12 protein-coding genes are annotated in these 13,279 nt (G+C 71.4%); 5 read left to right on the plus strand and 7 right to left on the minus strand.

Features of this window, described 5'->3' with window-relative positions; translation table 11 throughout:
• Positions 1-182: 182 nt before the first annotated feature.
• The 4 genes from AB0950_RS15130 to AB0950_RS15145 all read right to left on the minus strand — a co-directional run bounded on the left by AB0950_RS15130 (position 183) and on the right by AB0950_RS15145 (position 6,041).
• Positions 183-2,192, minus strand: a complete 2,010-nt coding sequence (locus AB0950_RS15130; protein WP_366778672.1) for a TerD family protein — start codon at positions 2,190-2,192, stop codon at positions 183-185.
• Positions 2,193-2,253: 61 nt separating this feature from the next.
• Entirely contained in the window at positions 2,254-2,832 is a 579-nt protein-coding gene (locus AB0950_RS15135; protein WP_360150405.1) for a TerD family protein, read from the minus strand.
• A gap of 154 nt (positions 2,833-2,986) precedes the next feature.
• A complete protein-coding gene (gene uvrB, locus AB0950_RS15140) occupies positions 2,987-5,134 on the minus strand; it encodes an excinuclease ABC subunit UvrB (protein WP_360150402.1) in 2,148 nt (715 codons plus the stop codon).
• A 40-nt stretch (positions 5,135-5,174) separates the two neighbouring features.
• Positions 5,175-6,041: an MHYT domain-containing protein gene (locus tag AB0950_RS15145; RefSeq protein ID WP_360150399.1), complete on the minus strand. Its 867-nt coding sequence runs from the start codon at positions 6,039-6,041 to the stop codon at positions 5,175-5,177.
• Positions 6,042-6,322: 281 nt separating this feature from the next.
• Here AB0950_RS15145 and AB0950_RS15150 point away from each other — a divergent pair, with 281 nt between their 5' ends.
• Both AB0950_RS15150 and AB0950_RS15155 read left to right on the plus strand, forming a co-directional pair.
• Complete coding sequence (locus AB0950_RS15150; protein ID WP_366778674.1) at positions 6,323-7,192, plus strand: glycerophosphodiester phosphodiesterase family protein; 870 nt, start codon at positions 6,323-6,325, stop codon at positions 7,190-7,192.
• Positions 7,193-7,233: 41 nt separating this feature from the next.
• Entirely contained in the window at positions 7,234-7,788 is a 555-nt protein-coding gene (locus tag AB0950_RS15155) for a methylated-DNA--[protein]-cysteine S-methyltransferase (RefSeq protein ID WP_360571357.1), read from the plus strand.
• A gap of 16 nt (positions 7,789-7,804) precedes the next feature.
• Here AB0950_RS15155 and AB0950_RS15160 read toward each other — a convergent pair whose 3' ends face one another.
• A complete protein-coding gene (locus AB0950_RS15160) occupies positions 7,805-8,236 on the minus strand; it encodes a VOC family protein (protein ID WP_360150390.1) in 432 nt (143 codons plus the stop codon).
• A 105-nt stretch (positions 8,237-8,341) separates the two neighbouring features.
• Between AB0950_RS15160 and AB0950_RS15165 the strand changes: the two genes are divergently transcribed.
• Together AB0950_RS15165 and AB0950_RS15170 are read left to right on the plus strand one after the other, a co-directional pair.
• Entirely contained in the window at positions 8,342-9,250 is a 909-nt protein-coding gene (locus tag AB0950_RS15165; protein WP_366778675.1) for a pseudouridine-5'-phosphate glycosidase, read from the plus strand.
• Entirely contained in the window at positions 9,247-10,167 is a 921-nt protein-coding gene (locus AB0950_RS15170) for a PfkB family carbohydrate kinase (protein ID WP_360150387.1), read from the plus strand. Before AB0950_RS15165 ends, AB0950_RS15170 begins: the two co-directional genes overlap by 4 nt.
• Positions 10,168-10,383: 216 nt before the next feature.
• Here AB0950_RS15170 and AB0950_RS15175 read toward each other — a convergent pair whose 3' ends face one another.
• Complete coding sequence (locus AB0950_RS15175; RefSeq protein WP_360571362.1) at positions 10,384-11,178, minus strand: methyltransferase; 795 nt, start codon at positions 11,176-11,178, stop codon at positions 10,384-10,386.
• Positions 11,179-11,398: 220 nt separating this feature from the next.
• Between AB0950_RS15175 and corA the strand changes: the two genes are divergently transcribed.
• Positions 11,399-12,526, plus strand: a complete 1,128-nt coding sequence (corA, locus tag AB0950_RS15180) for a magnesium/cobalt transporter CorA (protein ID WP_366778676.1) — start codon at positions 11,399-11,401, stop codon at positions 12,524-12,526.
• On the opposite strand, the gene AB0950_RS15185 is transcribed toward corA, so the two are convergent.
• Positions 12,527-13,159: a uridine kinase gene (locus tag AB0950_RS15185; RefSeq protein WP_366778678.1), complete on the minus strand. Its 633-nt coding sequence runs from the start codon at positions 13,157-13,159 to the stop codon at positions 12,527-12,529. It lies immediately after the preceding gene.
• Between the last annotated feature and the right edge of the window lie 120 nt (positions 13,160-13,279).

Genomic DNA, 13,279 nt, shown 5'->3' on the forward strand with positions numbered 1-13,279 from the left:
GTCGCTGCCGGAGGTCTCTTCCACCCGCGTCGGGCCGGCGCCCCGGGACCGGAAACGGTCCGTACTGACGGGTGCGCCGCTGTCAGGGAGTACTCCCCTCCGTACGGAAGACAATACCCCAATCACCAAGGAAAGGTAAAGAGAGAAGCAAAAGAAAGATCAAATCTCCAGGTCAGATGGCTTTACCTGTACTTGGTCATGGCTCTGGCCACCTCGGTGAGAACCTGGTGCACGACCTGGCTGCCGGGCGGTACCAGCGAGGGTTCATAGGTCCAGGCGTGCCCCACCCATGGATCGGCGAAGTGGTCGTCGGGCAGGGGGGTGAGTCGCATCAGCGAACGCCACAGCGGATCGAGCAGGGGGCCGTAGCCGGCGGCGTCCTCGCGGTCGGCCACCAGAAGGAGGTGGACGCCGACGTCCGGTCCCTCGTCCGCGAGATACCGCAGCCGGGTCACCGCCCGATCGTCGAAACCGTGCGGGAAGTCGTTGACGATCAGCAGCTGACGTGCGGTGTCGACATCGGCCGGCAGCGACTCGGGCGCGCCGCCGCGCACGGCCATCTGCACCAGGTCGACCCGCCGGGTGAGCCGCTCCAGCGTCTGCGTCACCCCGGCCGCGCCGCCCGCGGGAGGCGCGGTCAGCACGCCGGTCCGGGTGAGCGGCGTGAATGCCGCAGCTCCTGCGCCCGCCGGGTCGATGACCTGCACGGCGAAGTCCCCTGCCGGATGCACGGCCAGCAGCCGCGCCGCGAGCGCCACCGCCGCCTCCAACGCCAGGTGCCGCAGCTGGGCGGAGTCGGGGAAGCCGTCGAATTCCGCCGTCGGGCCGCTGTCGACCCACAGGCCGCGTTCCAGTGGCAGTCTGGCCAGCAGCGGAATGCTCAGCTGCCCGCTCTCGGGCAGCCGGAGGTCGCCGAGGCGCAGCGCCATCGGCGGCTCGGTGGGCACGCGGTAGCCGTGCCAGACGGGGTTGTCCCAGCGGGCGTAGGCGGGCGGGAGCGCGGGCTCGACCACCTCGGACTCGGCGGTGAGCTGGGCGAGGTCGCGGTCGAGGACGGCGCGCGCCTGGTCCACCAGCTGCGTCCGGCGGGCATGGGCTGCCTCCCGCGCGGCGTCGCCCGCGGCGCCGAGCCGGCCGCGGGGGTCGGTCAGGGCCCGGTCGAGTTCCTTCTCCAGGCGCGCGTCGGCGAAGTCGACCGCGCTGCGGTAGGCGGCGGTCGTGCGGGCCAGGTCCTCGAACATGCCCCACACCTGGTTGTAGAGCCGCTCCTCCATCGACCAGCCCACGGCGTCCCCCGCGACGGGCTGCGCCGGCGTGTCACCGGCGGCCTGAGGCTCGGCGGGCGGCGCGCCGTGCGGGCGGCGGCCGGGGTGGCTGTAGTCGACGCGGGCGCCCGGAACATGCGGGGCGGCTGATGTCTGGGCGTCGTACGGGTTCCGCGTCTCGTGCGGCGGTGCCGGGTCCGGCTGCTGCGGCCCGTACGAGGGTGGCGGGCCGGCCGCGGGGGTGTCCTGCGGCCGGGGCGCCCGGGTCTCACCGGGCCCCGGGGCCGGGGTGACGGGCGCGGTGGAGGCTGCCGTCTCGTGCGGTGACGTTTCCCGCCGCGACGAAACGGAGGACGGCGCCGGCGACGTGCCCGGCCGGCCGGGGACCGCCGCCTCATGGGCGGCTGCCGCCAGGTCGGCTGCCCCGTGCAGCCCTTGGTCGGCGAGGAGTGCCGTAAGCCCCGCCGCATAGCCCTGGCCCACCGCGCGCACCTTCCAGGCGCCCTGTCTGCGATACAGCTCCAGGGCGAGCACGGCCGTCTCGCTGTCGAGGCCGGTGAGGGTGTAGCAGGCGAGTTCGGTGCCGTCCGGGGTCTCGACCGTGGTGTGCGGGGCGGCTACGGCACCGAACCGGAGCGGCGCGCCGGCCCCGGTGGGCAGAGCGAGGAAGACATGGACGCGGTGCACGGCCTCGGGCAGGGCACCCAGGTCGACGGCCAGCCGGTGGTCGCCGGCGGCCTGCCGGGGCGTCTCGACGCCGGGCAGAGCGGGGGCGCCGGGATGGGCGACCCACTGGGGGCCGTGCACCGTGCCGTTCTCGTCGCTGAGCGTGGCTCCGGCCAGGACCGGTGCCCCGGCCGAGATCCGGATCGTCAGCCGGTCCTGGGACAGCGGGTGGTTCTGCCCCCGCACCAGCTCGGCCGTCATCGCCGTCGCCCCCGTCCGTCGTGTCGTGCCGTCGTGCGCCCCGCCGGTCGAGCGGGCGGTCCTACAGGTGCTGCTGGATCGCCGGCATCAGGTCCTGGAACGTACGGCCGTTCGCCGGGGTGCCGAGGGCGGTCAGCGTCCAGCCGGAGCCCGAACGGTGCACCTTCGCCATGATCTGAGCGGTGTAGTCACCGCCGCCGTCCAGCGTGTAGCGGGCCAGTTCCTGGCCGTTGGTCTCGTCCACGAGGCGGCAGAACGCATTCTGCACCTCCTGGAACGTCTGGCCCGTGAAGGAGTTCACGGTGAAGACGATCTGGTCGATGTGGACCGGAACGCGCTGCAGGTCCACGAGGATCGCCTCGTCGTCACCGCCCTGTCCGACGCCGCCGACGAGGTTGTCGCCGGTGTGGCGGACAGAGCCGTCGTCGCTCACCAGGTGACGGAAGAAAACGACATCGACCGGCTGGGTGTCGGCGAAGAGGACGGCCGAGGCGTCCAGGTCGATCTCGCGCGTGCGGGAGCCGAACAGGCCCCGCCGCTTCGCCGCCTGCCAGCCGAGCCCCATGCGGACCGCGGTCAGGGTGGCCCCGTCCTTCTTCTCCAGGCTGATGGCCTGACCCTTGCTCAAGTTGACGGACACCGCTGAATCCCCTCTCGAAGGTCCCCTGTTGCCGCGCATCGCGCGGTTGCCAAGAACCCTACGCAGGGGCACTGACAGTGCCGAACCCCGGCCCGCGCTTTGTGTCGGTGTTGCAACACTTGCGCGTATGCCGAGGTCCGGCGGGTGGTGGGGCTCAGGCGAGGCCGGCTTCCCGCATCTGGCGCAGCTCCTTCTTCATCTCCGACACCTCGTCGCGCAGCCGGGCCGCGATCTCGAACTGCAGCTCCGCGGCGGCGGCGCGCATGCGCTCGGTCATCTCCTCGATCTGCTCGGCGAGTTCGGCCGCCGGACGGTCCGTGGGGACCGTGGCCGCCGCCTTGCCCTTGGCGGCCTTGCCGGCCTTCGCGCCCTTGGCCGTCTTGTCGCCCAGCGCCGGGACCGGCGCCTTGGCGCCCTTGCCGTCCTTGGACTTGCGGTAGCCCGAGCCGAGGAGCTGCTCGGTGTCGACCTCCTCACGGGCGATCTGCGCGACGATGTCGTTGATCTTCTTGCGCAGCGGCTGCGGGTCGATGCCCCTGGCCTTGTTGTAGGCGATCTGCTTCTCCCGGCGGCGGTTGGTCTCCTCGATGGCCTTCTCCATCGCCGGGGTGATCTTGTCGGCGTACATGTGGACCTGGCCGGAGACATTGCGCGCCGCGCGGCCGATGGTCTGGATCAGCGAGGTCCCCGAGCGCAGGAAGCCCTCCTTGTCGGCGTCCAGGATCGCCACCAGGGACACCTCGGGCAGGTCGAGGCCCTCCCGGAGCAGGTTGATGCCGACCAGGACGTCGAACTCGCCGGAGCGCAGCTCGCGCAGCAGTTCCACGCGGCGCAGGGTGTCGACGTCGCTGTGCAGATAGCGCACCTGGATGCCGAGCTCCAGGAAGTAGTCGGTGAGGTCCTCGGCCATCTTCTTGGTGAGCGTGGTGACGAGGACGCGCTCGTCCTTCTCGGTGCGCTTGCGGATCTCGTGCACCAGGTCGTCGATCTGGCCCTCGGTGGGCTTGACCACGACCTCCGGGTCGACCAGGCCGGTCGGACGGATGATCTGCTCCACGAAGCCGTCGGAGCGCGAGAGCTCGTACGGGCCCGGTGTGGCCGACAGATAGACGGTCTGGCCGATGCGCTCCTGGAACTCCTCCCACTTCAGGGGGCGGTTGTCCAGCGCGGAGGGCAGGCGGAAGCCGTGCTCCACGAGGGTGCGCTTGCGGGAGGCGTCGCCCTCGTACATGGCGCCGATCTGCGGGACGGTGACGTGCGACTCGTCGATGACGAGCAGGAAGTCGTCCGGGAAGTAGTCCAGCAGGGTGTTGGGCGGGGAGCCGGGCAAGCGGCCGTCGAAGTGCATCGAGTAGTTCTCCACGCCGGAGCAGGTGCCGATCTGGCGGAGCATCTCGATGTCGTACGTGGTGCGCATCCGCAGCCGCTGGGCCTCCAGGAGCTTGCCCTGCTTCTCCAGCTCGGCCAGGCGCTCCCCCAGCTCCTTCTCGATGCCGTTGACGGCCCGCTCCATGCGCTCGGGGCCGGCGACGTAGTGGGAGGCGGGGAAGACGTACAGCTGCTGGTCGTCGCTGATGATCTCGCCGGTGAGCGGGTGCAGCGTGGACAGCGCCTCGATCTCGTCGCCGAACATCTCGATGCGGACGGCCAGCTCCTCGTAGACCGGGAAGATCTCGATAGTGTCGCCGCGGACCCGGAAGGTGCCGCGGGAGAAGGCCATGTCGTTGCGGGTGTACTGGATGTCCACGAAGCGGCGCAGCAGCTCGTCCCGGTCGATCTCGTCGCCGACCCTGAGGGGGACCATCCGGTCCACGTACTCCTGTGGCGTACCGAGGCCGTAGATGCAGGACACCGAGGCCACCACGACGACGTCACGGCGGGTGAGCAGCGAGTTCGTGGCCGAGTGGCGCAGCCGCTCGACCTCCTCGTTGATCGAGGAGTCCTTCTCGATGTACGTGTCCGACTGCGGGACGTAGGCCTCGGGCTGGTAGTAGTCGTAGTACGAGACGAAGTACTCGACCGCGTTGTTCGGCAGCAGCTCGCGGAACTCGTTGGCCAGCTGGGCGGCCAGCGTCTTGTTCGGCGCCATCACGAGCGTGGGGCGCTGGAGCTTCTCGATCATCCACGCCGTGGTGGCGGATTTGCCGGTGCCGGTCGCGCCCAGCAGGACGACGTCCTTCTCACCGGCCTCGATGCGCCGGGCCAGGTCGGCGATGGCCGCCGGCTGGTCGCCGCTGGGCTGGTAGGGGCTGACGACCTCGAAGGGCGCCACCGTGCGTTCGATGTGGGAAACGGGCCGCATGCCATCCACCGTACGACCCCGCACTGACAACGGGTCCGGATCAGCGGTTCTGCGGGGTCCGGGAGGCGTGCTGCTCGGGCTGGTGCACCTCGTGCAGGACGGTACGGCGGGGCGGGTGGGAGGAGACCGCGGCGGCTGGGACGCCCGGTTTGTGCTCGACGGGCCCGGGGGCGGTCCGGCCCGCGACCATCAGCGGGTCGAAGATCACGACGATGCCCGCGAGGAGCAGGAAGGCGAGCGGGCCGACCAGCATCGGCGCGAGCACGGACGGCTCGGGCGCGCCTCCGCCGGTGTGGGAGGCGCTGTCGAGGTGGACGCCGAGGGCCGCCATGCCCGTGTAGTGCATGCCGCTGACCGCGAGCCCCATCACGAGGCTCGCCCCCACGCTCCACAGGAAGCCGCGCACGCGCCCGGCGGCCCACAGGGCGGCGGTGGCGGCCACGACCGCTATGACGACGGAGGCGATGACGGTGAGCGTGTTGTAGGTGAACCGCCCGTGGAAGCGCGCACCGGCCATGCCCAGGTAGTGCATCGAGGCGACACCCAGACCGGTGATCGTGCCGCCGGTGAACAGGGCGGTGCCGGTGGCGCCCCGGTAGCCGACGATGAAGATCCCGATTCCGACCATGACGATGGCGATGCCGAGGCTCGCATAGGTGATCGACTTGTCGTAGTGGATCGGCGTCTCCTTGATGGCGAAGCCCATCATGGCGACGAAGTGCATGGTCCAGATGCCGGAGCCGATCGCGGCCGAGCCGAGGGCCAGCCAGGCGGGCCGCCAGGAGTGCGTGACCAGCAGGGACCGGGTGGTGCAGCGCAGGCCGAGGGCGCCACCGAGGCAGGCCATCAGATAGGCCACCAATGGGGTGACGGCCCCGTAACTGAATCCGTCGACCGTGCCTTGCATCCGCGGCTGCCCTTCCGCCCTCTTGCGTCCCGGAATCCATTGAAATTGTCCCCCGGCCCAGGACCGCCGGGGCGGTCAGGGTTGTCGCAGAGAGTATGACCCCGACCGGAATGGTCGAACGATGTTCCGGCAAAGAAACACGGCCTTGCCTCAGTTGTGCGGTACCGGTGTGCGGAATCGGGACAGAACCATTCCGCCTGTGGCCGTAGTGCGCGCGGTGCCGCGGACCGTCTGCTGTCAGGCTGGTTGCCGTCCGTATTCGCTCGACGCGAGGAGTGTGCATGCACGCGCGCGTAGTTGCCGTCGCGGTCGCCGCGGTCCTGGGGACGGCGGCCCTGGTGAGCCCCACCTCCGACGCCCGGGCGCGCGACGTCGGCGAACCGACGGTGATCGCCCACCGAGGTGCCTCGGCCTACGCTCCCGAGAACACGCTGGCCTCGATCGACAAGGCCGCACGGCTGGGCTTCTCCTGGGTCGAGAACGATGTCCAGCGCACCAAGGACGGCGAGCTGGTCGTCATCCACGACGACAGCCTGCGGCGCACCACGAACGTCGAGAAGATCTTCCCCGGCCGGGCGCCGTGGAAGGTGAAGGACTTCACGGCGGCCGAGATCGCCCGGCTGGACGCGGGCAGCTGGTACTCCCCCGCGTACGCAGGCACGCGCGTGCCGACCCTGAAGCAGTACATGCGCCGGATCGAGCACAACCACGAGAAGCTGCTCCTGGAGATCAAGAACCCGGAGCTCTATCCCGGCATCGAGCAGCAGACCCTGAAGCTCCTCGGCAACGAGGGCTGGCTGGACCGCGGGCACCTGAACCGGCTGATCGTGCAGAGCTTCAGCGTCGGCAGCATCCGCACCGTGCACGAGCTGAAGCCCGCGGTCACCACCGCCCTCCTCGGGTCGCCCACCATGGCGCAACTGCGCCAGTACGCGCCCTTCACCGATCTCGTCAACCCGTCGTACGGATCGCTCACCAAGAAGTACGTCGCCGCCGCGCACGCTGTGCGCGGGGCGCACGGCAGGCGGCTGAGGGTGTTCGCCTGGACGGTGAACGACGCGGTCACCGCACGCAAGGTCGCCGGCTGCGGCGTCGACGGGATCATCACCAACAAGCCGGACGTGGTGCGGGCGGCACTCGGCTCGTACTGAGCGCGGCGGGCGTTGTCAGTGGCGGGCCGTAACGTGGGCGCATGGACAGCCATGGGCAGGATGAGCAGCAGGTCGTGTGGGCCGTGGTGCGCTCGGAGATTGGGCCGCTGATGCTGGCGGCGACTCCTGACGGCCTGGTCAACGTCGTCTTCCACGCCACGGAAGCGGTGCGGGACCGCGCCCTGGAGCGGCTGGCGGCCCGGCTGGGCGCCGCTCCCGTCGAGGATCCTGACGCGCCGGTGCTGGCGGAGGCGATAGGCCAGCTGCGGGCCTACTTCGCGGGCGAGCGGCACGACTTCGACCTGCCGCTGGACTGGTCGCTGATCTCCGGCTTCAACCGGCAGGTGCTGCGGGAGCTGGCGGCCGGCGTGCCGTACGGCACGGTGGTGGGGTACGGCGATCTGGCCGGGCGGGTCGGGCAGCCGGGCGGTGCGCAGGCGGTCGGCGCGGCGATGGGCGCCAATCCGCTGCCGGTGGTCGTGCCGTGTCACCGGGTGGTGGAGAGCGACGGCGGGATCGGCGGCTTCGGGGGCGGGCTGGAGACCAAGCGGAAGCTGCTCGCCCTGGAGGGAGTGCTGCCCGAGCCGCTCTTCTGACCGTCCGGCGGCCCGGCTAGCCGTCGTAGTGCCGTGCCTCGAAGACGTTGCCGTCGGGGTCGCGGAAGTAGAAGCTGCGCGTGGCGTCGCCGCGGGCGCCGGACAGGTCGCGGTCGATGTCCGACACGGCGACACCGTGCTCCTGCAGGCGGGCTCGGAGGGCGTCGAAGGCGTCGGCCGACAGGGACAGGCAGATGTGGTTGACGGGGTGGCCCGCGCTCTCGGCCGCACCGGGGAGCATCTTCATGCGCGGGGCGAAGCTGAGCGGGGCGAGGTCGAGGATGGTCTCCTCGTTGACACGCACGGACGGGAAAGCCGCCTCGCCCTCGGCGAACTCCGCGACCTTGATCGGCTCCAGGCCCACGGCCGTCTCGTAGAAACCGGCCGCGGCGACCGGGTCGGTCACCCACAGGACGACGTGGTCGAGACGCATGCTGGTGTTCGTCATGCGCCCAGGCTGGTGGCGTCCCCCACAGGCCGCAAGCGTTTAGGGGCGGCCGGCGCCCGCCAGAGATGAGGAAAGGCCGTTACCGACGGACAGGAGGCGGTGCTCGTGGTGCTGATGGTGTCGGAAGAGGTCCGGGAAGCGATCGACGCACGGCGGCCGGTGGTGGCCCTGGAGTCCACGATCATCGCGCACGGTCTGCCCCGCCCGCGCAACCTTCAGGTGGCCCTGGAGCTCGAGGACGCGGTACGCCGGGAGGGCGCCGTTCCCGCGACCGTCGCCGTGCTCGACGGCCGTCCCCGGATCGGCCTGGACAAGGAGCAGCTGGAGCGGGTCGCGAACGAGGACGATGTCCGCAAACTCGGCCACCGCGATCTGCCGCTCGCCATGGCCGCGGGTGCGAGCGGAGCGACCACGGTGTCGGCGACGGCGCAGCTGGCCGCACTCGCGGGCATCCGGGTGTTCGCCACCGGCGGGCTGGGCGGGGTGCACCGGGAGTGGACGGTGACCCAGGACGAGTCGGCCGACCTGCGTCTGCTGGCGGGCACCCGGATCACGGTGGTGTGCGCGGGCGTGAAGTCGATCCTGGACGTGCCCGCGACCCTGCAGCGGCTGGAGACGCTGGGCGTGGCCGTCGCCGGCTACGGCACGGACCGCTTCCCCGGCTTCTATCTGTCCGACTCAGGGCACCCGGTCGACTGGAGGCTGGACACGCCGGAGCAGGTCGCGGACGTCATGCGGGCCCAGGACGCGCTGGACGCGCCGCACTCCGCGCTGATCGTCGCCAATCCCGTGCCCGAGGCGGAGCAGCTCGACCCCGAGTTGCACGCGCGCGTGCTGGCCGACGCGCTGCGCGCCTGCGCGGACCAGGGCGTCACCGGTCAGGCGGTGACCCCGTTCCTGCTGGACTACCTGGTCCGGCATACCGAGGGCGCCTCCCTGAACGCCAATCTGGCGGCCGTGCGCGGCAACGTACGGCTGGCGGCACGGATCGCCGCGGCGTGGACCCGGGCATGACCGCGGGCCCGGGCGGGGCCCTGCTGGTGGTCGGTGACGTGGTCACCGATGTGGTCGCCCAACACCACGGGCCCCTCGCGGCCGGCACCGACACCGCCGCCGTGATCCGGACGCTGCCGGGCGGCGCGGGCGCCAATGTGGCCTGCTGGGCCGCGCACGCGGGCTGTGCGGACGTACGACTGCTCGGACGGGTGGGCGGGGAGTCGGCCGCGTGGCACGAGCGGGAGCTGGTCGCGGCCGGGGTGCGGCCCCGGCTGGTCGTCGATCCGGCGGCGGCCACCGGCACGGTGATCTGCCTCGTGGACACGGACGCGGCGGCCGAGCGCACGTTCCTCACGCACAGTGGGGCGTCGCTGCGGCTCGAACCCGCCGACTGGTCGGACGCGTTGCTCGACGGAGTGGCCCGGCTGCACCTGTCGGGTTATCTGCTGTTCACGGAGCCGAGCCGGGAGCTGGCGCGGACGGCGCTCGCCGCGGCACGCGCGCGTGGTGTACCGGTCAGCCTGGATCCGGCGTCGGCGGGCTTCCTCGTACGGCTGGGGGTGGACCGCTTTCTGGCGTTCGCGGAGGAGCTGGACGTCCTGCTGCCCAGCCGCGACGAGGCGTGCCTGCTGACGGGGCTGCCGGATCCGGCGGACGCGGCGGCCAAGCTGAGCCGTCTCGTTCCGCTGGTGGTGGTCAAGACAGGGGCGGACGGTGCGCTGGTCGTCCGTTCCGGCGGCACACCGACCCGGGTCCCGGCGGTGCCGGCGGTCCCTCGGGACACCACGGGCGCGGGCGACGCCTTCACCGGCGCGTTCCTCGCTGCGCTGCTGGCGGACATGGCCCCTGAGGAAGCGGCGGCACGCGGCTGCAGGGCGGGTGCCGAGGCGGTGGAACGGGTGGGCGGCAGACCGCCGCGTCCGGGGGGCGACTGATTCCCCCTGCGTTCGGAGGCGAGGCCGAAATCGGCGGCTGGTTTCCCGGGGTAGGGCGTAGATCTACCGCAGCATTCAAGGGGGCCACCCAGCCGTCTGTCGACGCTGCTCGCCGACGGCCGTGAAGGCGCTGGCAGCGGTGGCTCGTGGCGGCGCTGTGTCGCGGACGTGGCTGGGGACCGGGATTGGTACACGCGTCGGCGCGGCGGCGCCCGGCTAGTCCTTCCTCCCCCACGCGGAGATCATCGGCGCGGTGGCCAGGTCCATGCCGCCGGCCTCGACGTTGGCCAGGTGCTGGTCGATCTCCTCGTCGGTGGCGAGCCCCGCGGCGACGAGGCGGTTTCGGATCTGGCGGACCGTCGCGGCCTCGAGAGCGGTGCAGGCGGGCGACGTCACCGGGAAGAACGCCTCGGCCTCCACCGCGCTCAGCCCGGCCTCCCGGAGCAGACGCGGGAGTTTGCGGCCGTACGAGAGATCGGCGCCGCGTTCGGCGAGCAGCTTGCGGAAGCCCTGGCGCAGCCGGTTGGCGAGCCGCTGCTCGGGGCCGTACTCGTCGGGGCAGGTCAAGGGCTGGAGCGCGGGGTCGGCGTCCTCGACGAGCAGCCGTCCGCCGGGCCGCAGGGCCCGGATCATGGACCGCAACGCCCTTGCCCGGTCCCGGACATGGACGAGGACGAGCCGGGCGTGGACCAGGTCGAAGCCCTCGCCCGGCGGTTCGTCGGCGCCCACGTCGTGCACGCGGACCTCCACCGGTGGGCGGGCCGCGGCGTCGAGCCGCGAGGTGTCGATGTCGGTCGCGACGACCTTTCCGGTGGGGCCGACCTTCTCGGCGAGCCAGGACACCACGGAGGTTCCGCCGGCGCCGACTTCCCAGCAGCGCCAGCCGGGCCCGATGCCGAGCGCCTCGATGTGCCGGAACGTCGTGGGATCGAAGAGGGTGGTGAACGCGTCGAAGCGCTCGCCGGCCTCGTTCTGCCGGTTGTCCAGAAGGTACCCGTCGGATGCGGTCATGCCTCGATCATGCGCCATCCGCACACCGGCGCCTCATCCGCACACCGGCGTTCTCCCCGCGCCGGGTGCCCCGTCCACACACCACGGCTTCATCCACAGGCGGGAACCAAGCGGAACCTCGTGTTCCCACAGGCTTACCCGCGCCTTGCCCTCGGCTGGCAGACTTGCCGGGCAAGGCGCGAAAGCGTCGAGCGAGGGAGATCCAGGCGAGGAGATCCAGATGTCCATGGCGGGGAATCTGCGGAAGGTCACGGGGCTGAGCAGGGTCGGCGGCCTGCGCAAGGTGGCGCGGCTGGCCCGGCGGCGGCCACGCGTGGACCTGAGTCATCCCGCCAGGTCGCCGCTGGGCTCGTCGGTGATCAACTGTGTGACGTACCAGGACGGCGTGCGCGTGCCGCAGTGCACGGACCTGGTGGACGCGGTGCGGATGGTGCGCAAGACGGGGGAGGGCTTCGTCTGGCTCGGGCTACACGAGCCGACGGACCGTGAGTTCGCGGGCATCGCGGAGCTGTTCGACCTGCATCCGCTGGCGGTGGAGGACGCGGTCGAGGCTCATCAGCGTCCGAAGCTGGAGCATTACGGCGACACGCTCTTCGCGGTGTTCAAGACGGTCTGCTATGTGGAGCACGAGCAGTTGACGGCGACCAGCGAGGTGGTCGACACCGGCGAGATCATGGTGTTCGTCGGTGAGGACTTCGTCATCACGGTGCGGCACGGCCGGCACGGCTCACTGGGTCCGCTGCGCGAGGAGCTGGAGGCGCATCCGCATCAGCTCGCCAAGGGGCCGGCGGCGGTGCTGCACGCGATCGCCGACCATGTCGTGGACGACTATCTGAGCGTCACCGACGCGGTGCAGGCGGACATCGACCAGGTCGAGACGGAGGTGTTCTCGGAGAACGGCGCGCGGGTCGACCCCGGGCGCATCTACCAGATGAAGCGTGAACTGCTGGAGCTGAAGCGGGCGGTGGTGCCGCTCGGCCGCCCGGTGGAGGACCTGGCCACCCGTCCCATACGGGTCGTCGCCCCTGAGATACAGGCGTACTTCCGGGATGTGCTCGACCATCTGATACGGGCCAAGGAGCAGATCGCCGCGTTCGACGAACTGCTCAACTCGATTCTGCAGGCCCACCTCGCGCAGGTGACCGTCGCGCAGAACGAGGACATGCGGAAGATCACGGCGTGGGCCGCGGTGATCGCCGTGCCGACGATGGTGTGCGGGGTGTACGGCATGAACTTCGACCACATGCCGGAGCTGCACTGGCGGTTCGGTTATCCCCTGGTCATGGCCGTCATGGCGGCGGCGTGCCTGGTGCTGTACCGGGGCTTCAGGCGCAACGGCTGGCTCTGATCAACCGCTCCAGGCGGGATGACGCGGGTCGTCGGCGCGGACCAGCACATCGGCCGTGGCGGCGGGCTCGGTCTCGGCCTCGTAGCGCTCGAAGGCGGGGAGCGTCCAGTGATCGGCCTCGGGGGTACGGCGGCGCAGGGCACCCGGGGAGAGGAGGAGGTGCACGGTCAGGTCGAAGGGGAACCAGTGCCGCAGCAGGAGGGGGCCATGGAGCAACAGGACTGCGCCGGGCGGGAGTCGGACATAGGGGCTGCGGGTTGCCCGGTCGGTGACCGGATCCCACAGGTCGGGCAGGACGCGCCCGGTGCCGCCGGGGTCGAGCGGGCCGAAGACCTCGCGCCAGAGGGCGCCGGTGTCGAACCATCCGCCGTAGTACGACTCCGCGTCCCGGCGCCCGTGCTCCAGGCGCAGCGAGGCAGGGCGCAGGAAGCCCTCGGCGCCGACGACGAGTGAGGGCCGGCCCCGCACCCGCAGCGCCTCCCCGACCCGCTCGGCGAGGTCGCCGGGCCGGGCGGCCGGGGCCCCGTCGAAGCCGACGCGCGGCCAGGCACTGCCGTCGGCCGGCTCCAGCGCGGCCAGCCGATCGGCGAGCAGCTCCGCGAGCCGGTCCCAGGTGATCGCTTCGAGTCGCACAGGGCCCATGATGCCGGGTGGAGGGAGGGGAGGTGACGGTGGCTGCCGGGGAAAGGCCGGGCACGAGGACGGCATGCGGGAGGAGACAGGGCTGAGGGCAGATGGGGCAGAGGTGAGGCA

Source organism: Streptomyces sp. NPDC007189, from assembly GCF_040703635.1.
Taxonomy (GTDB): domain Bacteria; phylum Actinomycetota; class Actinomycetes; order Streptomycetales; family Streptomycetaceae; genus Streptomyces.